General features: G+C 72.5%; 21 protein-coding genes and 1 pseudogene. 6 read left to right on the forward strand and 16 right to left on the reverse strand.

Annotation, left to right across the window (positions count from 1 at the left end; translation table 11 throughout):
• From HF577_RS27315 to HF577_RS27345, 7 genes are all read right to left on the reverse strand, one after another.
• The coding region (locus tag HF577_RS27315) for a hypothetical protein (RefSeq protein ID WP_169398839.1) at window positions 1-807 on the reverse strand (807 nt) is incomplete at its 3' end.
• A 99-nt stretch (window positions 808-906) separates the two neighbouring features.
• On the reverse strand, window positions 907-2,346 hold the full coding sequence (locus tag HF577_RS27320; protein ID WP_169398840.1) for a GH1 family beta-glucosidase: 1,440 nt from the start codon (window positions 2,344-2,346) through the stop codon (window positions 907-909).
• A gap of 76 nt (window positions 2,347-2,422) precedes the next feature.
• Window positions 2,423-3,304 carry a carbohydrate ABC transporter permease gene (locus HF577_RS27325; RefSeq protein WP_425563890.1) on the reverse strand — a complete coding sequence of 294 codons (882 nt, stop codon included), beginning with the start codon at window positions 3,302-3,304 and terminating at the stop codon, window positions 2,423-2,425.
• Window positions 3,305-3,309: 5 nt separating this feature from the next.
• Window positions 3,310-4,299 carry a carbohydrate ABC transporter permease gene (locus tag HF577_RS27330; protein WP_169398841.1) on the reverse strand — a complete coding sequence of 330 codons (990 nt, stop codon included), beginning with the start codon at window positions 4,297-4,299 and terminating at the stop codon, window positions 3,310-3,312.
• 4 nt (window positions 4,300-4,303) lie between these two features.
• Window positions 4,304-5,611, reverse strand: coding sequence for an ABC transporter substrate-binding protein (locus HF577_RS27335; protein WP_169398842.1), 1,308 nt, complete (start codon window positions 5,609-5,611; stop codon window positions 4,304-4,306).
• Between the two features lie 324 nt (window positions 5,612-5,935).
• Complete coding sequence (locus HF577_RS27340) at window positions 5,936-7,237, reverse strand: ABC transporter substrate-binding protein (RefSeq protein WP_169398843.1); 1,302 nt, start codon at window positions 7,235-7,237, stop codon at window positions 5,936-5,938.
• 302 nt (window positions 7,238-7,539) lie between these two features.
• On the reverse strand, window positions 7,540-8,562 hold the full coding sequence (locus HF577_RS27345; RefSeq protein ID WP_169398844.1) for a LacI family DNA-binding transcriptional regulator: 1,023 nt from the start codon (window positions 8,560-8,562) through the stop codon (window positions 7,540-7,542).
• A gap of 290 nt (window positions 8,563-8,852) precedes the next feature.
• On the opposite strand from HF577_RS27345, the gene HF577_RS27350 reads away from it, so the two are divergent.
• Complete coding sequence (locus HF577_RS27350) at window positions 8,853-11,639, forward strand: AAA family ATPase (RefSeq protein ID WP_169398845.1); 2,787 nt, start codon at window positions 8,853-8,855, stop codon at window positions 11,637-11,639.
• A gap of 192 nt (window positions 11,640-11,831) precedes the next feature.
• Here the strand turns inward: HF577_RS27350 and HF577_RS27355 are convergent, their stop codons facing one another.
• From HF577_RS27355 to HF577_RS27365, 3 genes are all read right to left on the reverse strand, one after another.
• Window positions 11,832-12,797: an RluA family pseudouridine synthase gene (locus tag HF577_RS27355; protein WP_169398846.1), complete on the reverse strand. Its 966-nt coding sequence runs from the start codon at window positions 12,795-12,797 to the stop codon at window positions 11,832-11,834.
• Between the two features lie 48 nt (window positions 12,798-12,845).
• Window positions 12,846-13,784: a helix-turn-helix domain-containing protein gene (locus HF577_RS27360; RefSeq protein ID WP_169398859.1), complete on the reverse strand. Its 939-nt coding sequence runs from the start codon at window positions 13,782-13,784 to the stop codon at window positions 12,846-12,848.
• A gap of 157 nt (window positions 13,785-13,941) precedes the next feature.
• The gene (locus HF577_RS27365) at window positions 13,942-14,178 is read right to left on the reverse strand and encodes a DUF397 domain-containing protein (RefSeq protein WP_169398847.1); all 237 of its coding nucleotides are present in this window, start codon (window positions 14,176-14,178) and stop codon (window positions 13,942-13,944) included.
• A gap of 87 nt (window positions 14,179-14,265) precedes the next feature.
• Here HF577_RS27365 and HF577_RS27370 point away from each other — a divergent pair, with 87 nt between their 5' ends.
• On the forward strand, window positions 14,266-14,646 hold the full coding sequence (locus tag HF577_RS27370; RefSeq protein WP_169398848.1) for a hypothetical protein: 381 nt from the start codon (window positions 14,266-14,268) through the stop codon (window positions 14,644-14,646).
• A 2-nt stretch (window positions 14,647-14,648) separates the two neighbouring features.
• Here the strand turns inward: HF577_RS27370 and HF577_RS27375 are convergent, their stop codons facing one another.
• Window positions 14,649-17,003 carry a bifunctional salicylyl-CoA 5-hydroxylase/oxidoreductase gene (locus HF577_RS27375; RefSeq protein ID WP_169398849.1) on the reverse strand — a complete coding sequence of 785 codons (2,355 nt, stop codon included), beginning with the start codon at window positions 17,001-17,003 and terminating at the stop codon, window positions 14,649-14,651.
• A gap of 4 nt (window positions 17,004-17,007) precedes the next feature.
• The gene (locus tag HF577_RS27380; RefSeq protein ID WP_169398850.1) at window positions 17,008-18,603 is read right to left on the reverse strand and encodes an AMP-binding protein; all 1,596 of its coding nucleotides are present in this window, start codon (window positions 18,601-18,603) and stop codon (window positions 17,008-17,010) included.
• A gap of 90 nt (window positions 18,604-18,693) precedes the next feature.
• Between HF577_RS27380 and HF577_RS27385 the strand changes: the two genes are divergently transcribed.
• A complete protein-coding gene (locus HF577_RS27385; RefSeq protein ID WP_169398851.1) occupies window positions 18,694-19,557 on the forward strand; it encodes a PaaX family transcriptional regulator in 864 nt (287 codons plus the stop codon).
• Window positions 19,558-19,561: 4 nt separating this feature from the next.
• On the opposite strand, the gene HF577_RS27390 is transcribed toward HF577_RS27385, so the two are convergent.
• The gene (locus tag HF577_RS27390) at window positions 19,562-20,077 is read right to left on the reverse strand and encodes a hypothetical protein (protein ID WP_169398852.1); all 516 of its coding nucleotides are present in this window, start codon (window positions 20,075-20,077) and stop codon (window positions 19,562-19,564) included.
• Between the two features lie 64 nt (window positions 20,078-20,141).
• On the opposite strand from HF577_RS27390, the gene HF577_RS27395 reads away from it, so the two are divergent.
• The gene (locus HF577_RS27395) at window positions 20,142-20,597 is read left to right on the forward strand and encodes a MarR family winged helix-turn-helix transcriptional regulator (protein ID WP_169398853.1); all 456 of its coding nucleotides are present in this window, start codon (window positions 20,142-20,144) and stop codon (window positions 20,595-20,597) included.
• Window positions 20,598-20,601: 4 nt separating this feature from the next.
• Here the strand turns inward: HF577_RS27395 and HF577_RS27400 are convergent, their stop codons facing one another.
• Window positions 20,602-21,003 carry a RidA family protein gene (locus tag HF577_RS27400; RefSeq protein WP_169398854.1) on the reverse strand — a complete coding sequence of 134 codons (402 nt, stop codon included), beginning with the start codon at window positions 21,001-21,003 and terminating at the stop codon, window positions 20,602-20,604.
• Window positions 21,004-21,031: 28 nt separating this feature from the next.
• On the reverse strand, window positions 21,032-21,790 hold the full coding sequence (locus HF577_RS27405; protein WP_169398855.1) for an SDR family NAD(P)-dependent oxidoreductase: 759 nt from the start codon (window positions 21,788-21,790) through the stop codon (window positions 21,032-21,034).
• A 45-nt stretch (window positions 21,791-21,835) separates the two neighbouring features.
• On the opposite strand from HF577_RS27405, the gene HF577_RS27410 reads away from it, so the two are divergent.
• Together HF577_RS27410 and HF577_RS27415 are read left to right on the forward strand one after the other, a co-directional pair.
• Window positions 21,836-22,633, forward strand: a complete 798-nt coding sequence (locus HF577_RS27410; protein WP_169398856.1) for an enoyl-CoA hydratase-related protein — start codon at window positions 21,836-21,838, stop codon at window positions 22,631-22,633.
• Window positions 22,634-22,741: 108 nt separating this feature from the next.
• On the forward strand, window positions 22,742-24,424 hold the full coding sequence (locus HF577_RS27415; protein WP_211174918.1) for a glycoside hydrolase family 13 protein: 1,683 nt from the start codon (window positions 22,742-22,744) through the stop codon (window positions 24,422-24,424).
• A gap of 61 nt (window positions 24,425-24,485) precedes the next feature.
• Here the strand turns inward: HF577_RS27415 and HF577_RS27420 are convergent.
• A pseudogene (locus tag HF577_RS27420) lies at window positions 24,486-24,741 on the reverse strand (hypothetical protein); the annotation flags it as partial.

A 24,741-nucleotide genomic window follows, 5' to 3' on the forward strand; every position in this document is an offset into this window, starting at 1 on the left:
GGGGGTGGGGGTCGCCGTGCCCGGGCTCGGCCCGTCGGTCCGGTCCGCGGACGGGGCGAGTGGCGTGCGCGTGGCGGGCGAGGCGGACGGGGCCCCGCTCAGGGCGGCCAGCAGGTTCTCCTGCTCCTGGGCGAGCTTGGCGCGGCCCTCGGCGGGGCGCACCTCGTCGAGGCGGACGGTGGCGGTGGCGATCGCGCGCGCAGCCTCGGACCGACGCCCCTGCCGAAGGGCGGTACGTGCTGCCTCGAGCCCGGAGTTGACCTCCGCCGCGGCCTCGACGGACCTGGCGCGCTCGGCGTAGAAGACCTTCGAGACGGGCCACAGCGCCTCGCCCGGTGACGCCTCGGACGCCCCGATCGCCACCCCCGACGTGCCCAGCATCAGCAGTGCGGCGGCGGCGGCCAGGCGGCGGGCGTAGGGCACGACGGCCCGGTGCTTCCCGCGACCCGACGGGGGACGCAGCGCGGACACGGTGTTCGAGGAGCCGGCATTCTCGTCGGCCGATCCGGCCGCGGCCGTGACGGCGGTGACCGCTGCCGCCTGGGACTCGGCGTCGGGCCGGACCTCGGCCACCCAGGCGGCGAGCATGGCCACCAGCTCGTCGTCGGTACCGTGGGACTCGCGCGGCAGCTCGCCGAGAGCCACGAGTCCCGCAGCCAGCTCCTCGACCAGCGCGTCGTCCTCCCGGAGGGCGGCGAGATCGATCGGGTGGCCCTCGGCGTCGCTGTCGTGGTCGTTGCTGTCCATGGGGTCGCGGTCCTCGGGATCAGGTCCCTTGCGGAGATCGTCCTCGTCGCCGAGCCGCACCCCGACCTCCGTTCCTGAGGCTACTGCCGGCCGGTGAGCCACCGGCGGCAAGACTACCCCGGCCGCTCACACGACCGGGGTGTCCCAGGGGGAGTCGTCTCAACTCGGCAAGGCGTTTCCCCGAATCACGTCGGCGTAGAAGAGAGCGCTGTCCTTGGGTGTCCGGACCTGCGTGTCGTAGTCCACGTGGACGATCCCGAAGCGCTTTGCGTACCCCCAGGCCCACTCGAAGTTGTCGAGCAGGGACCAGAGGTAGTAGCCCGTCACCGGGGCGCCGCCCTCGATCGCCTCGTGCACCGCCGCGAGGTGGCTCTTGAGGTAGTCGATGCGGTCGGTGTCGACGACGCGGCCCTCCTCGTTCACCACGTCGGGGAAGGCTGCCCCGTTCTCGGTGACCATGATCTCCAGGCCCGGCGCCTCGCGGGCGATGCGCAGGAGCAGCTCGGTCATGCCGCGCGGGTCGATGCTCCAGCCCATGTCCGTCTTGCGGTCGTGCTGGAACGGGAACTCCACGTCCTCGCACGCGATCCACGGGCTGGCGTGGCCCTCACCGTGGCCGTCGGCGTGCTCCTTGGGGCGCTCGCGCGTCCAGTGCCGCACCCGCGTGGGGGAGTAGTAGTTGACGCCCAGCACGTCCAGTGGCGCGGAGATGATCTCCAGGTCACCGGGCTGGACGAACGACCAGTCGGTGACCGCCGCGGTGTCGGCCTGCACGTCGGCGGGGTAGCTGCCGCGCAGGACGGGGTCGAGGAACACCCTGTTCTGCAGGCCGTCCACCCGCCGTGCCGCCTCGGCGTCCTGCTGCGAGTCGGTCTCCGGGCAGACCCACGCGAGGTTGAGCGTGAGCGCCACCCGCGACGAGGGCGAGGCACGCCGGATCGACGCGGCGGCCAGCCCGTGGGCCAGGTTCAGGTGGTGCACGGCGGAGAGTGCCGCGGCGTCGTCGGTGCGGCCGGGGGCGTGCACGCCGCTCGCGTAGCCGAGGTAGGCGCTGCACCACGGCTCGTTGAGCGTGATGAACAGCGGCACCCGGTCACCCAGTGCGGCCGCGACGACCTCCGCGTACTCGCCGAACCGCTCGGCGGTGGTGCGCGACGTCCAGCCGCCCGCGTCCTCGAGGGCCTGGGGCAGGTCCCAGTGGTAGAGCGTGATCGACGGCGAGATGCCCGCGGCGAGCAGCTCGTCGACGAGGTCGGAGTAGAACCCGATGCCCTCGGGGTTGACCGGTCCGAGCGAGTCGGCGGTGACCTGCGGGGTGATCCGCGGCCACGCGACGGAGAACCGGTAGGTGGTGAGCCCCAGCCGCTTCATCATCGCGACGTCCTCGCGGAAGCGGTGGTAGTGGTCGTCGGCCACGTCACCGGTGTCGCCGCGCTCCACGCGCCCCGGGGTGTGGGAGAACGTGTCCCAGATCGACGGGGTGCGCCCGCCCTCGTTGACAGCCCCCTCGATCTGGTACGAGGCGGTGGCGGAGCCCCACAGGAACCCCGCGGGGAACTGCAGTGCGTCGGTTGACGAGGCGGTCTGCGTGGTGGTCAATTGGTCCTCTCACATCGGGTTGCGGCCCTGGTCGAAATGGCACTGATCGAGATGGTAGTGATCGAGATCTCGCCCATCAGCCCTTGACCGCCCCGGCCATGATGCCGCCGACGATCTGGCGTCCCAGCAGCACGAACACCACGAGCACCGGCAGCGTGCCGATGAGCGTGCCGGCCATGATCACGGCCGTGTCCGGGACGTAGCCGCTGCCGAGGTTGTTGAGCGCCACCTGGACGGTGGGGTTCGAGGAGTTCAGCGTGATGATCGGCCAGAAGAAGTCGTTCCAGGCCGTCATGAAGGTGAGCATGCCGAGCACGGCCGCACCGGGCCGCGCGATCGGAAGGACGATGCTCCAGAAGGTGCGCAGCGTCGTCGCGCCGTCGACCCTGGCCGCCTCGAGCAGCTCGTCGGGCAGCGCCTGGATCAGGTACTGCCGCATGAAGAACACGCCGAACGCCGCGCACAGCGACGGCAGGATCACCGAGCTCAGCGTGCCGGCCAGCCCGAGTTCGGCCATGACCGAGTAGAGCGGGACGACCGAGAGGCTCGGCGGGATCATCATCGTGCCGAGCGTGATCGCGAACAGCAGGTTGCGTCCCCGGAAGCGGAGCTTCCCGAACGCGAAGCCGGCGAGGGTGCAGAACAGCACGGTGGAGACGGTGACGACCGTCGAGACCACCAGCGAGTTCCACAGCGCCAGCCCGATGTTCTGCTGGTGGATGGCCGTCCCGATATTGCTGAACAGGTCCCCGCCGGGCACCAGCGGCGGCGGGAAGGTGTTCATCTCCGACATCGGACGGCTCGCGGCCACGATCATGTAGTAGAACGGCGCCACGAACAGCAGGGTCGTGACCGTCAGGATCCCGTAGGTCAGCCATCCCGCGGCGTCCTGCGGCCGACCCCGGCCCCGCTTGGGCGACGGCGGCGCGAGCGACGCCGAGATGTGGTGCACGTCCACGGTGGTCACGAGAGAGTCCCCTCGGTAGCGGGGCGGCGCCTGCGGGCCAACCAGGAGTTGAGCAACACCAGCCCGATGATCAGGATGAACATGACCCAGGCGACGGTCGCCGCCCGGCCGAGCTGGCTGTACTGCCAGCCCTGCTGGTACATGAACAGCCCCACGGTCTGGTACTGGTTCACCGAGCCGCCGTTGGGCTGCCCGCCGCCGAACAGCAGCGGCTCGCCGAACAGCTGGCTCGCCCCGATCGTGGACACGATGATCGTGAACATGATCGTGGGGCGCAGCCCGGGGATCGTGACGTGCAGGAACTGCTCCCAGCGGTTCGCGCCGTCGATGGCTGCGGCCTCGTAGAGGTCCTTCGAGATCGACTGCATGCCGGCGAGGTAGATCAGGGCGTTGTAGCCGGTCCAGTGCCAGATCACGATCACGGAGATGGCGATCTGCGCCGTCCAGTTGCCGTTGCGCCAGTCCACCGGCTCGATGCCGACGACGCCGAGCAGCCCGTTCACGATGCCGCCGTCGCGGCCGAAGATCAGGGCGAACACGAGCGTCGCCGCCGCGACCGAGGTGGCGTAGGGCATGAGCATCGCGACGCGCAGGAAGGTGCGGCCGCGCAGCCGGTAGTTGAGCAGGTGGGCCAGGCCCAGCGCCAGCAGCAGCTGCGGCACGGTCGACAGGATGCCGATCGTGATCGTCTTCCACAGCGAGTTGTAGAAGCTGGGGTTGGAGAACAGCCAGACGTAGTTGTCGAAGCCGATCCACCGCATCCGGCCGCCGAGGCGGTAGGAGTGCAGGCTGATCCAGGCGGTGTAGACCAGCGGGAAGAGCCCGAACGCGAAGAACACCAGGAAGAACGGCGCGATGAAGGCATACGGCGCAGAGCGGCCCTCGAACGCGTAGAGACGCGAGCGCCAGGAGGGCCGGCTCGGTGTCCCGGCCGCCGGGGGCGTCCCGCGCTCCCCGGCGACCGGACGATCTACCTGCATGGTCATGACGTCAGCCGACCTGGTTCTTGACGTTGCCGACAGCGGTGTTCCATGCGGTGTCGGGCGCGGCGCCCGTGGTCTCGACGGACAGGAGCGCCTGCACCATCGCGTTCTTGATCACGCCGTCCTGCGGGCCGAGGATCTGCACCGGGGCGTTCTGCGCCGAGTCGGAGAAGATCTTGCCGATGGGGGCGTTGTTGAAGTACGGGTCGGTGGTGTCGGTGACCGACGCGATGGCCTGCGTGGTGGACGGGAAGTTGCCGACCTCGCGGAAGACCCGGGCCTGCTGCTCGGGAGCGGTGAGCCAGGCGATCAGCTTGGCGGCCTCGTCCTTGTGCTGGCTGGCCTGCGGGATGCCCAGGTAGGCCCCGCCCCAGTTGCCGCCCGCGCCGCCGGGCAGCGAGGTCACGTTCCACTTACCGGAGCCGCCGTCACCGGCCTTGCCCTTGATGTAGCCGATCATCCAGGACGGACAGGCGATCGTGGCGAAGCTGCCGGAGGAGAAGCCCTGGTCCCAGCCGGGGTCGACGAACTGCTCGAGCTTGGCGGTGAGCCCGGACTGGCCGGCGCGCGCCGCGGTGTCGAAGGCCGACCGGACCGCGGGGTTGCTGTCGAAGACCAGGTCGCCGGACTGGCCGTAGTAGATCTCCTTCTGCTGGGAGACGATCGCGTTGTAGAGGCCACCGGCGGAGTCGTGCCACGACGTGCCGGCCGGCGCGGATGCCTTGAAGCGCTCGCCGAGGGCGAGGAAGGCGTTCCAGTCCGGCATCTCGGCCGACAGTGCCGCGGGGTCGGTCGGCAGCCCGGCCTGCTGGAGCAGGTCGCTGCGGTAGCAGATGCCCATCGGGCCGATGTCGGTGCCGAGGCCGAGCACCGCGCCGTCGGGTGTGGTGGCGGCCGGTTCCTTCCAGCCGATGTAGCGGCTGATCGCGTCGGCGGCGGGGGTGTCGCGCAGGTCGGTCCACTGGTCGGGCTGGTTGGTGACGACGTCGGAGATGCGGGCGACCTCGATGCCCTGGACGTCGGCCACGCCGCTGCCGGAGGCGAGCCGCGTCTGCAGGGCGGGCCAGTACTTGTCCTCACCCTGGGTGGACTCGTACTTGATGGTGACGCCCGGGTTCTGGGACTCGTACTCCTTGAAGAGCCCGACCTCGTCGTAGCCGAACGTGCCGAACAGGCCCACCGTGAGCTCGACGGGGCCACCGGAGGCGGCGGTGTCGGTGCTCGAGCCACCCGAGCCACCGCAGGCGCTGAGCACCAGCACTCCGCTCATGACGGCGGCTGCCAGTACGACCGCCGTTCTCCGTGGGGTCTGCATTGATCCTCCAGATTGATCGGATGAGAGCGCTCTCACGATCCTGTGTGAGCGTCTTCGTCAAGAGATGGTTCTGTCAAGAGAGCGCTCTCTCGCTTCGACCGGGCCGCGTCGGGATCCCTGTGGTCGTACGGGTTCCTGACGGCGTGCAACGCGGTCGCCGACGGGCGCGGGTCGAGGCGGACCTGGCCGTCGCCCCGGCCGGCGGGACGACTCCGGCGTCCGCCGGGAGGGCCACCTGTGCTGTGGCACCGGGGCAGGCGGCCGTCCGGTCCGGTCGCTGGGGGCTACCCACGGACCGGACGGCCGCGATGTCAGGGCCGTCCGTCAGCCGGCCTGGTTCTTCACGTTGTTGACGGCTGTGGCCCATGCGGCGTCCATGGTGACCCCGGCCGTCTCGACCGACAGCAGCGCCTGCGACACCTCGTTCTTGATCACGCCGTCCTGTGCACCGAGGATCTGGACGGGTGCGGCGTTCGCCGAGTCCGAGAAGATCTTGCCGATGGGGGCGTTGTTGAAGTACGGGTCCGTGGTGCCGGAGACCTTGGCGATCCCGTCCTTGGTGGAGGGGAAGTTGCCGACCTTCTCGAAGAGCCTGGCCTGCTGCTCGGGCGCGGTGAGCCACGAGATCAGCTCGGCGGCTTCGGTCTTGTGCTGGCTGGACTCGGGGATGGCCAGGTAGGAGCCACCCCAGTTGCCGCCGGCACCGCCCGGCAGGGAGGTGATGTTCCACTTCCCGGAGCCGCCGTCGCCCGCCTTGCCCTTGATGTAGCCGATCATCCAGGACGGGCAGGCGATCGTGGCGTAGCTGCCGGAGGAGAAGCCCTGGTCCCAGCCCGGGTCGGCGAACTGCTCGAGCTTCGCGGTGAGGCCGGCCTGGGCCGCCTTCGCCGCCGTGTCGAACCGCGACCGCAGGTCGGGGTTCGAGTCGAAGATCAGCTTGCCGTCCTTGTCGTAGTTCTTCACCGCCAGCTGCGAGGTCATGGCGTCGTAGATCCCGCCGGCGGCGTCCGCCCATGCGGTGCCGGCCGGGGCCTTGGCCTTGAAGGTCTCACCGAGGGCCAGGTAGGCGTCCCAGGTGGACATCTGCGCCGCGAGCTGGGTGGGGTCGGTGGGGAGCCCGGCCTGCTGCAGCAGGTCGGAGCGGTAGCACATGCCCATCGGGCCGATGTCGGTGCCGAGACCGAGCACCGCGCCGTCGGGCGTGGTGGCGGCCGGCTCCTTCCAGTCGATGTAGCGGCCGATCGCGTCGGCGGCGGGGGTGTCGCGCAGGTCGGTCCACTGGTCGGGCTGGTTGGCCACGACGTCGGCGATGCGCGAGACCTCGATGCCCTGGACGTCGGCCACGCCGGCGCCGGAGGCCATGCGGGTCTGCAGCGCGGGCCAGTACTTGTCCTCGTCCTGCGTGGACTCGTAGCTGATCGTGACGCCGGGGTGCGCCTTCTCGTACTCCTCGAACAGGCCCAGCTCCTGGTAGCCGAAGGTGCCGAAGAGGTTGACCTTCAGGTCCACCGGCCCGCCGGCGGCAGGGGTGGCCGTGTCGCCCGAGCCACCGCAGGCGCTGAGCACCAGCACGCTGCACGCCGCCAGGGCCGCGATCGCGACCGGCGTCCTCCGTGGGGTCTGCATTGATCCTCCAGATCGTGTGAGAGCGCTCTCACACCGTGGACAGGAGGGTCTCGGTCGGGTGACGAGATGTCAATGGAGTGTCGTGCTGCGTGACCGAACTGTGCCGTGACGCCCCGCGGAGCACCCGTACGGGCGTGTCTAGGAGGGTGCTGAACAACTCCGCTCGTAGCGAGCGGTGATCCAGGTGGTGGCATCGCCAGGCGGAGGAGGGGCCGATACCGCTGTTGTATCGGGCCCGACGACAACGCCGCGAGGGCGCCGCCTGGGCACCGCGCAGTAGGGCCGAGTTGTTCAGCGCGCTCCTAGGCCGTTTCGCGGAGCACGAGCTCGGTGCCCATCACCATCGGTTCCAGCGGCTCGCCCCGCTCGATCAGCATGAGCAGCCGGGTGGCCAGCGCCTCGCCCATCGCGATGATGGGCTGGCGCACCGTGGTGATGGCGGGATGGGTCGCCGAAGCCGTGGGGGAGTCGTCGAAGCCGACGATCGCGATGTCGCCCGGAACGCTGCGGCCGGTCTCGGCCACGGCCTGCAGCGCCCCGAAGGCCATCAGGTCGTTGGCCGCGAACACCCCGTCCAGGCGGGGCTCGGCGGCCAGGAGGTCCAGCATCGCGCGCCGTCCCCCCGCCACCGACCAGTCGCCGTCCCGGACGCCGTGACTGCACAGGCCGCTGGCCGCGACCTCGGCGTCGAACCCTGCGCGCCGGTCGATGGCCGCCGTCATGTCGAGCGGTCCGGTGATCGTCGCCAGCCGCCGCCGTCCGCGGTCGACCAGCAGGCGCACGGCGGCCCGGGCACCACCCACGTTGTCGGCGTCCACATAGGACAAGCCGTCGATCTCGGTGTACGGGCGGCCGGACAGGATCACGGGAACCCCGGCCTCCTGCAGCCTCCGGGGCAGCGGGTCGTCGCCGTGCAGGGACACGATGATGACGCCGTCGAGGTGGCCGCCCCTGGCGAAGCGCTGGAAGCGGTCCCGGTCGGCCTCCGTGCTCAGGATGCTGAACACGAGCTGGACGTCGTGTGCCGCGAGCACGGCGTGGGCGCCCCGCAGGACGAGGGCGAAGTGCGGGTCGCCGAAGAACCGTTCCTCCGACTCGGCCACCACGAAGGCGATCGAGTCGCTGCGGCGGGTCATCAGCGAGCGCGCGGCGCGGTTGGTCACATACGACAGCTCGGCGGCGGCCCGCAGCACTGCTTCGCGCGCATCGTGGCCGACCGTGGTGGAGCCTGCGAGCACCCGCCCCGCGGTGGCCCGGGACACGCCCGCCCGTGCCGCCACCGACTCCAGGGTCGGTGCTGCTCGTCCCACAGGTCTCGCCGTCATGCCGAAGAGAATGGCAGGTGGGGACGGTTCTGCGAATCTGCTTCCCCGGAAGTGCCGACGCAGGCCGGTCGCCGCGGATTTCGTGGCCCGCCGGGGCAGCGGGGGGGAGCCGCTCGGGCCGGCGTCCGGGGAAACAGGGTCTGACCGGCCACGATGATCACACGGGAGCCGCCATGGCGGGCGTCCCGGCGGTCTCCGCGTCCTTGACCGGTGCGGGGTCCGATGGTTGGGTTCGAGGCCCTGTTCGCGGTTCACCTCGACCGTTCCACAGGAGTAGCGGAGGTCGCCGGATGAGCGACGCGACCGGTCGACGGGATGGGCCGGGCGCCGGTCTGGTCGGACGAGACGCGGAGCTGGACGTCATTCGCTCGTTCCTGTCCACTGTGGAGGTCGACGGGGGTGCCCTGCTCCTCCTCGGGGAGCCGGGCCTGGGCAAGACGACCTTGCTCGATTCGGCCGCGGAGATGGCGACGGCAGCGGGGATGCGCGTGCTGCGGGCCGCCGGCGTGCAGTTCGAGGCCGATGTGAGCTTCGCCGGCCTGCACCAGGCCCTCCTCCCGCTGCTGGACCGGCTGGACGGGCTCGCCCCGCCGCACCGTGCCGCGCTCTCCGTGGCAATGGGGTCCGGTGAGGGTCCGTCCCCGCAGCGGCCGGTGGTCGTCGAGGCCACGCTCGCGCTGCTGCGCCAGGTGGCCAGGGCCGATCCGGTCGTCGTGATCCTGGACGACCTGCAGTGGGTCGACCGGGTGAGCGCCTCGGTGCTGGGGTCCGTGGCCCGCCGGGCCGAGGGGACCAGGGTCGGTTTCCTGGCCGCCGTGCGGCCGGATGCCGGTGGCTTCTTCGAGCTGGGGGGACTCCCGGGGTACGAGCTGGAGCCGCTCGCGGAGGAGGCCGCCGCCGACCTCATGGCGCGCCGCTTCCCGGGGCTGGAGGAACGGGTGCGGCATCGGGTGCTGAGCGAGGCGCAGGGCAACCCGCTGGCTCTGCTGGAGCTACCGACGGCCCTGAGCAGGCATCGTCACCCCGCGGTGAGCGCGCTGCCGGCGTTCCTGCCGCTGAGCCGGCGCCTGCAGACCCTGTTCGGATCACGGGTGGCGGACCTTCCGGCGCGCCCCCGAGAGGCGCTTCTGCTGGCGGCGCTGGACGGCACCGGCGATCTCGGGATCCTGCGGGTGGCCGTCCGGGCGCACGTGGGTGACGACGAGCTGAGCGAGGTCAACCGGTCCCGGCTACTGCTGGTCGACGAGGAAGCCGGGCGGGTGAGCTTCCGCCACCCCCTGATCCGGTCGGCCGTGGTCGAGCTCTCGTCCGATGAGGAGCGGCGCCGGGCGCACCGGACGCTGGCCGACACGTTGACGGGTCATCCCGACCGGCAGGCCTGGCACCTGGCCCAGGCCACCGTCGAGCCGGACGAGGAGGTGGCCGCGTCGCTGGAGCAGGTGGCCCACCGGGTGCTGCGCCGGGGGGACGGGGCCGGTGCGGTCACGGCGCTGACGCGGTCGGCGGACCTCAGTCCGATCCCGGCGGACCGGGCGCGCCGGCTCGCGGAGGCGGCATTCGTCGGCGCCGACCTGCGCGGGGAGTCGGGCAACGCGTCGCGGTGGCTCCTCGACGCGCGCCAGGCCGACCCGGATGCCGGCAACTCGTTGCACGCGGCGTCGGCAGCCGCGTTCCTGCTCACCATCGGGGAGAGCGACGTCGACACCGCGCACCGGGTGCTCGTCGGCGCCATCGAGACCGGGTCCCACCACTACGACGCCCGGGACCCCGCGCTCATCGCGGCACTGCACACGCTCGTGCTCCTGAGCTGGCACGGCGGCCGGCCCGAGCTGTGGCGTCCCCTGCACGCCGCCCTCGACCGGCTCACGCCGGGCGTCCCCGAGATCCTCGCCGTGCAGAGCCGGACCGCCGCTGATCCGACCCGGGTCGACGCCTGCGTGCTGGCCACGCTCGACGCCCTCATCGCCGGCCTCGCCGAGGAGTCCGACCCGGTGACGATCGCGCGCGTCGGGATGGCGGCGATCTCCCCCGACCGCCTGTCGGGGTGCCGCGACGCGCTCTGGCGCGTGGTGCGCGTCGGGCGGGAGGGCGGCTTCTCCCGGCGCTACGCCGGGAGCCTGTCGATGATGTGCTTCGACTACTTCGCCGCGGGCGAGTGGGACCAGGTCGACGAGCTGGCCGAGGAAGGGCTGGAGGTGTGCACCGGCCCCGAGGCCGAGTTCTTCGAGTGGTGCTTCCTCTACAGCAGGGCGATGCTCGCCGCGGCGCGTGGCGACGCCGACATGGCCCGGAAGCTGGCGGTGGAGGTCACGCGGGCGGCGCCGCGCGGTGTCCGGACGGCCCAGATGTTCGCCGAGCAGGTGCGCCTGCTGGCCGCGCTCGGCAGCGGCGACATCGAGGATGCCTACGCGCACGCCACCGCGGTGAGCCCGGCCGGCACCCTCCCGTCCCACGTCCCGAACGCGCTGTGGGTCGCCATGGACCTCGTGGAGTCGGCGGTGCGTACGGGCCGCCACGACGCGGCGACTGCCCACGCCGCCGCGCTGCAGGACGCCGGGCTCGCCGCGATCTCCCCCCGGCTGGCCATGCTCACCGCCGCGTCGGCGGCCGTCGTCGCTGATGGCGACGGTGCGACGGCACTGTTCGAGCAGGCGCTCGCGGTGCCCGGCAGCGGCCGGTGGCCGTTCGAGAAGGCCCGGGTGGCGCTCCTGTACGGCGAGAACCGCCGCCGCGCCCGGGCCACCGTGGAGGCGCAGGCCCTGCTGACCTCCGCGGCGAATACCTTCGAACGACTCGGCGCGCAGCCGTGGGCGGCGCGGGCCAACCGGGAGCTGCGCGCCAGCGGCTACGGGGTACGCCAGGCGGACATCGGGGGGTCCACGCTCACCTCGCAGGAGCGCGCGATCGCGGACCTGGCGGCGTCGGGGCTGAGCAACAAGCAGATCGCGGAGCGGCTCTACCTGTCCCACCGGACAGTGGGTGCGCACCTCTACCGGATCTACCCCAAGCTCGGTATCAGCTCGCGTGCCGCGCTGCGCGACGCGCTGGACGCCGCGAACGACTCACCCGAGGACTGACCGTCCCGTACGCGGCGGTGATCACCGCGAGAGCTGGGCGTAGGACCCGTGTGACCGACCGGACCTGCCGACGGAGGCGGGCGACTCGCGCGGACGGGACGGGCGACTCGCGCGGACGGGACGGGCGGCTCGCGCGGACGAATCGGGCGACTCGCGCGCACGGGAGGGGCGACTCGCGGAGCCAAGCCCGAATCACGCGGCCGGGGGCGGCACCGGTGCGGCCCACGCGGCGTAGGACGTGAAGGACGTCAATGTGAGCCCGGTGCGGAACCGGCGTTCCCTCCCGCTGACGGGGTCGGTGAACTCCAGCGTGGAGGCGAGCAGCTGCAGGGGGCGGCTGAAGTCGTCGAGGGGCTTCTCGGTGAGCACGGGGTAGAAGTCGTCGCCGAGGATCGGCACCCCCAGCCCGCTCATGTGCAGGCGCAGCTGGTGGGTGCGGCCGGTGTGCGGGGTGAGCCGGTAGCGGCCCAGCCGCACCCCGTCCGGCCCGTCGCGGTGCTCGAGCAGCTCGACCACCGTCTCGGCGTTGACCGGGCCGGGCTCCTCACGGGCGCAGATGATCCCGCGCTCCTTGACGATGCGGCTGCGCACGGTGCGGGGGAGCGTCAGCTGCGGGTCGTACGGAGCGACCGCCTCGTAGGTCTTGCGGACCAGCCGGTCCCGGAACAGCGTCTGGTACGCCCCGCGCCGTTCGGGCCGCACCACGAACATGAGCAGGCCTGCCGTCACCCGATCCAGCCGGTGGGCCGGGCTGAGCGTGGGCAGGTCGAGCTCACGGCGCAGCCGGACGAGCGCGGTCTCCACGATGTGCTGCCCGCGCGGGATCGTGGCCAGGAAGTGCGGCTTGTCCACCACGACGAGGTCCTCGTCGCGGTACACGGGGGTGATCGCGAAGGGGACGGGCACCTCGGTGGGGAGGTCCCGGTGGAACCAGAGGAACGACTCGGGGACGTACGGGGCGTCGGGGGCGATCGGCCCGTCCCGGTCGACGATCCGCTGCTCGCGCAGCATCGCGTCGATGCGGGCGGGGGCGACGCGCGGCAGCCGCTCCACGAGGTGGTCGCGCATCGTCGCCCACGACGCCTCGACCGGCGTCCGCAGCCGCACGGCGTCGAGCCCGTGCCGCTGCGGGAGTGGGGACCGGAGCTTGCGCCGCATCGCCCGAGCCTACGGGCGGCCTGCCGGTGGCCGGTGTTGTCCCGGTGCTCAGAGCTCTGCGCGGATCCGGGAGATGATGCCGACCGTGCGGTCGGGCGGGTCGATCTGCGCGCAGAGCCGGTCCATGACCGCGGCGTAGTGGTCGACGTCCCCGCGCTTGTCCAGGTAGAGCGCGCTGGTGAGCTGCTCGAGGTAGACGATGTCGGGCAGGTCGGGTTCGGCGAACCGCAGGATGGAGAACGCCCCGCCCGCCGCGGCGTGGCCGCCGTGGCGCAGCGCCGCGATCTGCAGGGAGACGTTCGGCAGCTCGTTCATCTCGATCAGATGCGTGAGCTGGGCGCGGCAGAGTTCGGGACCGGCCAGCGACCGACGCAGTGCCGCCTCGTCGATCACCGCCCAGAGCGTCGGGGCGCCGTCCGCGGTGAGCAGCTCCTGGCGCCGCATCCGCAGCTCGACGCGCCGCTCCACCTCGTCGGGGTCGGTGTGGCCGAGCCGGGTGACGGCGCGCGCGTAGTCGGCGGTCTGCAGGAGCCCCGGCACGAACTGCAGCTCGTAGGTCCTGATGAGCGAGGACGCCTGTTCCAACCCGATGTAGGTCTCGAACCAGCTGGGCAGCAGGTCGGCGTAGCGGTGCCACCACCCCGGTGCGTTGGCCTGGCGCGCCAGCGCCAGGAACTGGGTGCGCTCGGCACCCTCGCCCACGCCGTAGAGGGTGAGCAGGTCGGCGACGTCGCGCTCCTTGAAACCGACCCGGCCGAGCTCGAGCCTGCTGATCTTCGCGGGGGAGGCGCGGATCGCATCGCCCGCCATCTCGCGGGTGACGCCGGCGGCCTCCCGCCTGCGGCGCAGCTCGCCGCCGAGTCCCAGGCGCAGGACGGTCGGCCCGCCGCCCCCGGCCCGGTTGATGCTGCGTGCCGGGGCGTCCCCGCCGGTGCCGGCGCCGCCCTCACCGGACCTGGCGCCCTCCGGTCCGATGTCGTCGCGCATCGCGCTCACGGCCGACCCACGTGGGTCGCCGCACCTGCCAGTGCACCGTTCATCCGCACGCGCTCCCCCCAGGAGTACCGCCTACTCGCGTCCGCGCAGGTGTGAAGGAAACAACTGTGCCGAGCCTGCGCCCTCAGGGCAACCGGACGCTCTACGCTCACCCTGCGAGATCGTCGAACTCTCCACGGCGCACGCCGTGGATGAATGCGGCGATCTCGGCTCGTGTGTAGATGAGTACGGGGCCGGTCGGCTGGCGCGAGTTGCGCACCGCGACCATCCCCCCGGAGAGTTCGGCCAGCTCAACGCAGTTGCCGCTGGGATTGCTCACCGTGCTCTTGCGCCAATGGGTGGGGTCGGGACCTGGATGCACGTGCAGATGGTTGTGCAGAGGCACTTGCGGATGCAAGGCCGAAAAGCCACGATCGTCAGGGGACGCCACCCGGCCGGGTGACGTCGCGAGGTCGGTGAGGCGGGGAGCGCGATGAGTTACTCCTGGGGTGCGAGCGCGGCCCGAGCCGACGGTCGCCACGGCCGTGCCGCGCTCGAGGCCGTGCCGGACACCGTTCCGGTCCTCGCCCGGGACACCCGGAGCATCCCGTCGCCGGACGCCCCGGGCACCACCGCAGCGGCGGAGCGCCAGCGGGTGGCCGTCGAGCTGGCACCCATGGTGGAGGTCTGGCAGCGCCTGCTCGCCGACCACGTACCCGACGGCGCCGGCCGGTGCCGCACCTGCACGAAGGGCGGCACCGGCCTGCCGTCCTCCCCGTGGCCCTGTTCGATCCACGGGATCGCCGACATGGCCCGGCGGCGCCACGACGCCGACCTCGCCGGCTCGGGCCGCCCGGACCGCCTCTCCTCGTAGCACTAGGCGTCGCCCGCGCCCTCGGGGCGCCAGCGCAGGTGCCGCGTGCTCGGCGTCGTCCTGCGGATGAGCTCGAGCCGCGGGCGTGGACCGTCGGTGCGACCGGTCCGGGGCATGCGGCTGCCGGCCGCGAACGGTTTCGGCCACGGGGCCGCGGTTCCCGTGTAGCCCTGCTCCGCCGCGGCGTGCAACGTCCACTGCGGGTCGTAGAGGTGCGGCCTGCCGAGCGCGCACAGGTCGGCCCGCCCGGCCAGCAGGATCGAGTTGACGTCGTCCCACGAGGAGATGGCGCCCACCGCGATCACCGCCACGCCGAGCTCGCGGCCCACCTCGTTGCGGATCCGGTCGGCGAAGGGCGTCTGGTAGCTGCGCCCGAACGCGGGCCGCTCCGCGGCCAGCACCTGCCCGGTCGACACGTCGATCCCGGCGGCGCCGTGTTCGGCGAACGCCCGCGCGATCGCCACCGCCTCGTCGACGTCCACCCCGCCCTCGTGCCAGTCCGTCGCGGAGATCCGCACCGTCATCGGGCGTTCCGCAGGCCACGCCGCGCGCACGGCGTCGAACACCTCCAGCGGGAAGCGCAGGCGCCCCTCGAGGTCCCCGCCGTAGCGGTCGGTGCGGGCGTTGGCCAGCGGGGACAGGAACGACGAGAGCAGGTAGCCGTGTGCGCAGTGCAGCTCCAGCACGTCGAACCCGCTGCGGCCGGCGGCGCGCGCAGCGGCGGCGAACTGCTCCCGGATCTCGTCCAGCTCCGCGGTGGTGAGCTCGCGCGGCACCGCGCTGGCGGGGGAGTACGGGATGGGGGACGGGCCGACGACGTCCCAGCCGCCCTCGGGCAGCGGCACGTCGATGCCCTCCCACATGAGCTTGGTGGAGCCCTTGCGCCCGGAGTGGCCGATCTGCACGCCGATCATCGCGTCGGTCTCGGTGTGCACGAAGTCGACCACCCGGGCCCAGGCGGCCTCCTGCTCGGGGGTGTAGATCCCGCTGCAGCCCGGCGTGATCCGGCCCTCGGGGGACACGCAGAGCATCTCGGTCATCACCAGCCCGGCTCCGCCGAGTGCCTTGCTGCCCAGGTGGACGAGGTGGAAGTCGTTGGGGAGCCCGTCCTCGGCGCGGTACATGTCCATCGCGGAGACGATCACCCGGTTGCGCAGCTGCAGGTTGCCCAGGCGGAACGGCTGGAACATCGGGGGAGCGTGGCGGCCGTCTCCCGCGAACCAGCGCTCGGTGTCGGCCACGAAGTCGGGGTCGCGCACCCGCAGGTTGTCGTGGGTGACCCGGCGGCTGCGGGTGACGATGTTGAACGCGAACTGCGCCGGGTGCTGGTGCACGTAGTGGCCGATGTCCTCGAACCACTCCCGGCTGGCCTGCGCCGCGCGCTGGGTGGACAGCACCACCGGACGGCGCTCCTCCTCGTAGGCCGCGAGCGCCGCGTCGAGGTCGTCGTGCTCGTGCAGGCACGCCACCAGCGCCAGCGCGTCCTCCATGGCGAGCTTCGTGCCCGACCCGATGGAGAAGTGCGCGGTGTGCGCTGCGTCGCCGAGCAGCACGACGTTGCCGCTGCGCCAGGTCGCGGTCGCCACGGTGGGGAAGGCCAGCCAGCGCGAGTTGTTGCCCGTGAGCTTCGCGCCGCCGAGCAGGTCGTCGAACATCTCGGCGATGGCGGCGATGGACGCGGTGTCGTTCTCTCCCGGAGCCAGGTCGAGCGCCGCGATGCCGGCGAACGCCCGCTGCCAGACGTCCTCGTGCATCTCGACGATCACCGTGCTGGCGTCGGCGCTGTAGGGGTAGCCGTGCAGCTGCACCACGCCGTGCGGGGTCTCGCGGATGTCGAACGTGAACGCCTCGAGCACGCGGTCGGTGCCGAGCCACATGTACCGGCTGCGCCCGCTGCTCACCGTGGCACCGAAGTCGCCTGCCGCGCGGACGGCGGAGTTGGCCCCGTCGCTGGCGATCACCAGGTCGTGCGAGGCGCGCAGGACGTCGAGGTCGGGAGCGGGGGTGCGGAAGTGCACCGTGACACCCACCTCGACGCAGCGGCGCTGCAGGATGGCGAGCAGCTCCCGGCGGCTCATCGCGGAGAACCCGTGGCCGCCCGACGTCGTGACGGTGCCCCGGAAGTGCACGTCGATGTCGTCCCACCGCGCGGTGTGGCTCGCCATGGCGGCGAACACCGCCGGGTCGGCGTGCTCGATGCCGCCCAGCGTCTCGTCGGAGAACACCACGCCGAAGCCGAAGGTGTCCTCCGCGGCGTTGCGTTCCCACACCGTCACCTCGTGGGACGGGTCGAGCTGCTTGGCCAGTGCGGCGCAGTACAGCCCGCCCGGTCCGCCGCCCACCACCGCGATCCGCATGGCTCTACCGTCCTTCGCCGTCGTCGTGCCAGGCGCGTTCACGGAGCACGAAGCGCTGCAGTTTGCCGGTGCTGGTCCGCGGCAGTACCGGCACGAACTCGACGAGCCGTGGGTACTTGTAGGGCGCGATCACCTGCTTGGCGAAGTCCTGCAGCGCTCCGGCGTCCGCGGTGGCGCCGTCACGCAGCACCACGTAGGCCGTGACGACCGCACCGCGCTGGGGGTCCGGCGTGCCGATCACGGCGCAGTCGACGACGTCCGGGTGGCCGAGCAGCGCCTGCTCGACCTCCGGACCGGAGATGTTGTACCCGGCGGAGACGATCATGTCGTCGCTGCGGGCGAGGTAGGTGAAGTAGCCGTCCGCGTCCCGGACGAACGTGTCGCCGGTGTGGTTCCAGCCGTGCCGCACGTAGTTCTCCTGGCGGTCACCGCCGAGGTAGCGGCAGCCGGTGGGGCCCTGCACGGCGAGGTGGCCCGGCGTGCCGTCGGGCACGGGGTTGCCGTCGTCGTCGAGCACGGCCGCCCGGTACCCGGGCACCGCGCGGCCGGTGCGGCCGGGGCGGATGTCGTCGTCGGCGGCGGAGATGAAGACGTGCAGCATCTCGGTGGAGCCGATCCCGTCGATGATCCGGAGCCCGGTGGCGTCGTGGACCGCGTGCCACACGGTCGCCGGGAGCGCCTCACCGGCGGAGACGGCCCGGCGCAGGCCGGCGAGCCGGTGGATCCCGCCGGAGGCGAGCACCGCCCGGTACGCCGTGGGCGCGGTGAACAGCACCGTGGCGCCCTCCGCGGCCACGGCCGCCGCGAGCTGCTCGGGGGTGGTGCGGTCGAGCAGCACGGTGCTGGCCCCGGCGTGCAGCGGGAACACCACCAGGCCGCCAAGGCCGAACGTGAACGCGATCGGCGGCGTGCCGATGACGACGTCGCCGGGATGCATCCGGATGACGTGGCGGGAGAACGTGTCGGCGATGGCGAGGACGTCGCGGTGGAAGTGCATGGTGGCCTTCGGCCGGCCGGTGGTGCCCGAGGTGAAGGCGAGCAGGGCCACGTCGTCGGCGGCCGTGTCGACGGGGGTGAACCGGCCGTCCTTCGTGGCGCTGCGGGCGGTCAGCTCGGCGTCGCCCGCGTAGCAGACCACGGGCAGGCCGGGCGGCAGGGCGTCGGCGTAGGCGTGGTGGCACAGCGCCAGCGCGGGGCGGGCCATGTCGGAGATCGTCGCGAGCTCACCCGCGCGCAGCATCGGCATCGTGGTGACCACGACGCCGCCGGCGAGCAGCACCCCGAGCCAGCAGGCCACGATCCACGGTTCGTTCGGCCCGCGCAGCAGCACCCGGTTGCCCGGGACGAGGCCCAGGTCGTCGGTGAGCACGGCGGCGATCCGGGTGGCGTGGCGGCGCAGGTCGCCGTAGCTCCACTCCTCGCCGGAGCCGCGGACACACGGCCGCTCGTCGGGTGGACCGGTGAGCAGTGCCCTGGCGGCGTTGAGACGGCGGGGGTACTGCAGCTCCGGCAGGTCGAACCACAGCTGAGGCCACTGCTCACGGGGCGGCAGGTGCTCCCGGCAGAACGGGTCCGTGGGTGCACTGCGGGCCCTCGTCATGGCGGCACCTCCTCCCCCTGATCGAGTATGGCGCTGTGGTGACGAGAGTCAAGCAAGCAGCAGGAGCGATGGGGTCGATATCGTGTCCGCGTGACCGCCGTCGACCACGCGCCCCTGGCCGGCGCCGTGCAGCCGCGGCAGCTGATCGTCACGCTGTACGGCCTCTACGCCCGCGACGACGGCGGGCGGCTCTCGGTGGCGGCGCTCGTCCGGCTGCTGGCCGGGCTCGGGGTGGAGGAGGCCGCGGTGCGCTCGTCCATCTCGCGGCTCAAGCGTCGGGGCCTGCTCGCCCCCGACCGCCGCGACGGCAGCGCCGGCTACGTCCTCACGCCCGCGGCGCGCCAGATCCTCGACGACGGTGACGCGCGGATCTTCGGGCGGCGCCGGGCCACCGCGGCCGACGGCTGGGTGCTCGTGGTGTTCTCGGTGCCGGAGTCGGAGCGGGAGAAGCGCCACGCCCTGCGCTCACAGCTGCACCGGCTCGGGTTCGGCACCGCGGCCCCCGGCGTGTGGATCGCCCCGGGCCACCTCGCCGACGAGGTGATCGACGTGCTGCGCCGGCTCGGCCTCGACGGGTACGTCCAGGTGTTCCGCGGCGAGCACCTCGCGTTCGAGGCCCTGTCGGCCACCGTGGGCGAGTGGTGGGACCTCGACGGGCTGCGTGACCTCTACGCGGCGTTCCTCGACCGGCACCGCCCGGTTCGGGCGCGCTGGTCACGGCGGCGTACCCCGGACGGGGCGGCCGCGTTCGCCGACTACGTGCGGCTGGTGACCGACTGGCGGCGGCTGCCCTACGCCGACCCCGGTCTGCCGCCGCACCTGTTGCCCGCGCGCTGGAACGGCGTGCGTGCGGCCGAGCTGTTCGCGGAGCTCGCGGATCTCCTGGCCGAACCGGCACGGGTGTACGCCCGGGAGCTCATCGCGGGTGGTGACACTGCCACCGCAGGACGGTGAATGCTCAGGTCCGGGCTGGCGACTCGGCGGCGAGCAGCGCCTGCCGAACGGCTCCCACCAGCCAGATCATCGTGAACGGGATGACCGTGACGTTCTTGACCGCGAGCAGGACCGCCCAGTAGAGGGGGCCGACCGGCGTCAGGGCCGGGACGAGCTGCTCCGGCACGAGGTCGGCCAGCGCGAACAGCACGGCGATCAGCCCGACCTGCAGCACCAGGCTCCGCGGGTGGTGCGCCGCGAACGCCCGCAGCCTGCGCCCGACCTCGGCCGCGCCGAGCGCGCTGATGGCGGGCTCGCGGGTGACGGCGAGCCGGACGACCAGTGCGACGAACACGATCCGCACGGCCAGAGTGGTCACCTCCAGGGTGGTGCCCAGGAGCGGGTCGCGCGCTCCCAGTTGGCCCGTGAAGCGCTCAATGGCGGGAATCGCGCCGAGGCCCACGACCATGACCACGTGGCGGCCGAAGAAGCCGAGTGCCCAGCGGGGCACCGCCAGTGCCGTCCGAATGTCTTTCAGCATGCCAAAAGGTTTAGCATGCTGAAATACTCCCGTCCATCCCGTCGGCGTCGCGGAGGATGAAGCCATGAGCGAGATCTCCGACCCCGCGCAGTGGGGTCGACGGCTGAGCACCGCCGTCGTGATGTTCCACGAGGCCGTCGGTGCCCGCCTCGGGCTGAGCGCCGTCGACCAGCGGGCCCTCGCCCTGGTGCGGCAGGAGGCGCCGCTCACCGCGGGCAGGCTCGCGCAGCTGACCGGGCTGAGCCCCGGCGCCGTCACCGGGCTCGTCGACCGGCTGGAACGGGCCGGGCACGTCCGGCGCGGCGCCGACCCGAGCGATCGGCGCCGGGTCCTCATCTCGCCGGTGCCGGGCAGCCGGCTCGAGCCCGGCGGCGCGTTCGCCGAGCTGGGCCGGGACATGGCGAGTGTCATGGCGAAGTACGACGAGCGCGAGCTGGCGGTGATCGCCGACTACGTCAAGAACACGATCGACGTGCTGGAACGCCAGACCCGGCGGCTCGGGGACGGCGGCGGTCCCTGAGTGCTCAGCTCCCGTCGGGCAGCACCGCGACGCCCTGCAGCTCCACCAGCGCCTCGGCGTCCCACAACCGCGTGACGCCCACGCCCGCCGACGCCGGGTACGCGCTGCCGACCAGCCTCCGCCACACCTCGCCGATCTCGCGGGCCCGGGCGCGGTAGGCGTCGATGTCGACGATGTAGATCGTCAGCTGGGCCAGGTGTTCCGGGCCGCCGCCCGCGGCCCGCAGCGCGACGAGCAGGTTCGTCAGTGCCTGCTCGAACTGCGCCACCAGGCCGCCGGGGACGATGGTGCCGTCGGCGGCGAGACCGGTCTGGCCGGCCAGGAACACCGTGCGGCCGGTGGCCACCACGGCGTGGGCGAATCCGGAGGGCCGGGCCAGCTCCGGCGGGTTGACGCGTTCGATCATGACCGCCCTGCTCTCACGTGCCTGCTGTTCACGACTGGATGGCTCCACCGTCGACGTTGATGCCCTGGCCCGTGATCGCCCCGCTCGCCACGCAGAGGAGCACGGCGTCGGCGACCTCGTCCGGGGTGATGAGCCTGCCGATGGGCTGCCGTCGTTCCAGCGCCGCGCGGGCCTGTTCGGCAGTGCGGTTGGTGAGCGCGCTGATCGACGCCACCGTGCCGTCGGTCATCGGCGTGTCCACGTAGCCCGGGCAGACGGCGTTGACCGTGACGCCGGTGGTGGCGAGCTCCGCCGCAGCCGAGCGGACGAGCCCGAGCAGCCCGTGCTTGCTCGCCGTGTACGCCGAGATGTACGGGTCGCCGCGCTTGGCCGCCATCGACGCGACGGCCACCACGCGGCCGAACCCGTGCTCGACCATGGCGGGCACGGCCCGGCGCAGCAGCCGGAACGGTGCGGTGAGGTTGAGGTCGAGAGCGTGCTGCCAGTCGGCGTCGGTGGTGCGGTGCAGCGGGGCGGACGTGCCGGCGCCGGCGTTGAGCACGAGCACCTCCACCGGCCCCCAGACGTTCTCCACCTCGGCGAACACGCGCTCGGCGGCGTCGGGGGCGGTGACGTCGGCCGGCACGGTGAGCGCGGGCCCCGGCAGCTCCGCGGCGAGCGCGTCGAGCTCGCCCCCGCTGCGGGCGGTGAGTGCCACGCGGTGCCCGGCCGCCGAGAGCCGCCTGGCGACCGCCGCCCCGATCCCGCGGCCGGCTCCGGTGACCAGGCAGCATCGGGGGTCGTCCACCGGGCGAGCTTGTCAAGCGGCGGTGACGGCCGTCAACATCGCAGCATGCGGATCGACGAGTTCACCGACATCGGCTACGTGGTCGAGGACGACAACCACGCCGTGATCACGATCGACCGGCAGGAGCGGATGAACTCCTTCCGCGGGCGCACCGTGGACGAGCTGATCTCCGCGTTCAAGCACGCCTGGGCGGACCGGCGGGTGGCTGCCGTGATCCTCACCGCCGCAGGCGACCGGGCGTTCTGCACGGGCGGCGACGTCAAGGAGCGCGCGGAGACCGGCGGCTACGGCGAGACCGAGTGGGGAACGTTCGAGATCGAGCGGCTGCACCGGATCATCCGGGACATCCCGAAGCCGGTGATCGCGGCGGTCAACGGCATCGCGATCGGCGGCGGCCACGTGCTGCACGTGCTGTGCGACCTCACCGTGGCGGCGGAGCACGCGACGTTCGCGCAGGCGGGACCGCGGGTCGGCTCCTTCGACGCTGGCTTCGGGTCGGCGTACCTCGCCCGGGTGGTTGGGGAGAAGCGGGCGCGGCAGATCTGGTTCCTGCTCGACCGCTACGACGCCGCCACCGCCGAGCGCTGGGGCCTCGTCAACGAGGTGGTGCCGGCCGCCGAACTGCTCGACACGGCACGGGCCTGGGCCCGCAAGATCGGCTCGTACTCACCGACGGCGCTCAAGTTCCTCAAGCACTCGTTCAACGCCGACAGCGACCACATCAGCGGCATCTCCCACCTGGCCTTCGACGGGCTCGAGGAGTACGCCCACGGCGAGGAGGGTATGGAGGGCGCGCGAGCGTTCGCCGAGAAACGGCCGCCGGACTTCTCCCGCTTCCGCTGAGAGGAGCGCCGCCGCACCGGGGGCCCCGGGAGCCGGGCTGCTGTCCCTGATGGGATGACGCGGACGGTGATGGGCGCAGCCGCGCTGCGCGACATGGGGGGAGAACGCATGGGAACGGCCGAGGCCGCCGTGAGGCGTACCGGGGTGGACACGTGGTGGCGTGACGCCGTGGTCTACCAGCTCTACATCCGCAGCTTCGCCGACGGCAACGGCGACGGGATCGGCGACATCGCCGGGATCCGCGCCCGGCTCGGGCACCTGCGCGACCTCGGGGTCGACGCCGTGTGGATCAACCCGTGGTACCCGTCGCCGATGGCCGACGGCGGTTACGACGTGGCCGACTACCGCGCCGTCGAGCCGGTGTTCGGCACCGAGGAGGAAGCGGCGGCGCTGGTGGAGGAGGCGCACGCGCTGGGGCTGCGGGTGATCCTCGACATCGTTCCCAACCACAGCTCGGACCGGCACGTCTGGTTCCAGGAGGCACTCGCCGCAGGCCCCGGTTCCCCCGAGCGCGCCCGGTACCACTTCCGGCCCGGCCGCGGACCCGGCGGCGACGAGCCGCCCAACGACTGGCGCAGCGTCTTCGGCGGCACGGCCTGGACCCGCGTGACGGACGGCGGCGAACCGGGGGAGTGGTACCTGCACCTGTTCGACGCGGCGCAGCCCGATCTCAACTGGGCCGACCCGCGGGTGCGCGAGGAGTTCGAGTCGATCCTGCGGTTCTGGTTCGACCGTGGCGTCGACGGGTTCCGGATCGACGTGGCGCACGGCCTGGTCAAGTCCGACGGCCTGCCCGACCTGGGTGGGGACGACGAGAACATGCTGGCCCCCGTCGAGCGCACCGACCATCCGCACTGGGACCGCGACGGGGTGCACGAGATCTACCGCGGCTGGCGCCGGGTCGCGGACTCCTACCCGGGCGGGCGCGTGTTCGTCGCGGAGGCGTGGGTGGACTCGCCCGAACGGCTCGCGCGCTACCTGCGGCCCGACGAACTGCACACCGCGTTCAACTTCGACTTCCTGCGCACGCCGTGGGACGCCCCGGCGCTGCGGAAGTCGATCGACCACTCGCTCGCGACCGTCGCCGAGGTCGGTGCGCCACCGACCTGGGTGCTGTCCAACCACGACGTGGTCCGGCACGTCTCGCGGCTGGGCAGGCCGGCCACCAACGGGGCAGGCCACTCCCTGTCGCACCTGGCCCCGGCCACCACCCTGGACCTCGAGCTGGGGCGGCGGCGCGCCCGCGCAGCCGCCCTGCTGATGCTCGCCCTGCCCGGCGGTGCGTACGTCTACCAGGGCGACGAGCTCGGGCTGTGGGAGGTCGAGGACCTGCCAGAGGAGGTGCTGCAGGACCCCACCTGGGAGCGGTCCGGGCACACCGACCGCGGGCGTGACGGCTGCCGGGTGCCGCTGCCGTGGTCCGGGTCCGCCCCGCCGTTCGGGTTCAGCCCGGCGGGGGCGCAGGCCGCGCCGTGGCTGCCGCAGCCCGCCGGCTTCGCCTCCGTCACGGTCGAGGCGCAGGTGAGCGATCCCGGGTCGATGCTCAGCCTCTACCGGGCGGCGCTGGCGCTGCGGCACGCGCACCCGGCCCTCGGTGAGGGGGAGTTCACGTGGATGCCGAGCGGGCCGGACGTGCTCACGTTCTCCCGCGGTGCCGGCTTCGTGTGCGTGGTGAACCTGTCGGACGTCCCCGCGCCGCTCCCGGCCGCGGCGAGCGTGCTGCTCGCGAGCGACCCGGACCTCACCGACGGTGAGCTCGCGCCGGACGCGGCGGCCTGGCTCAGCGTCTGACGTGCGGCGCCCGGCGACCGGTGGGCCGGTCGCCGGGCACTGTCGCGGTGTCCCTGGCGGGCTACCGGGACACCGAGATGGTGATCGTCTCCTCGGCGGCGCCGGCGTCCATCTCGGCGATCTTGGCCTGCAGCGGGTCGCGCTCCCCCGAGCCCGGGTCCTCCCACACCATCCAGGGGCGGATGCCGCCCTGGTAGGCGGCCTCCAGCGCGGTGCGCTCCTTGACCGTGTCGGCCGGCTGCCAGAACCCCCGATGCCGGAACGCCATCATCCGGCCCTCCTTCGCCAGCACCGCACACCCGTCCTCGATCAGATCC

Origin of the sequence: Pseudonocardia xinjiangensis, assembly GCF_012911925.1 — a bacterium.
Taxonomy (GTDB): Bacteria; Actinomycetota; Actinomycetes; order Mycobacteriales; family Pseudonocardiaceae; genus Pseudonocardia; species Pseudonocardia xinjiangensis.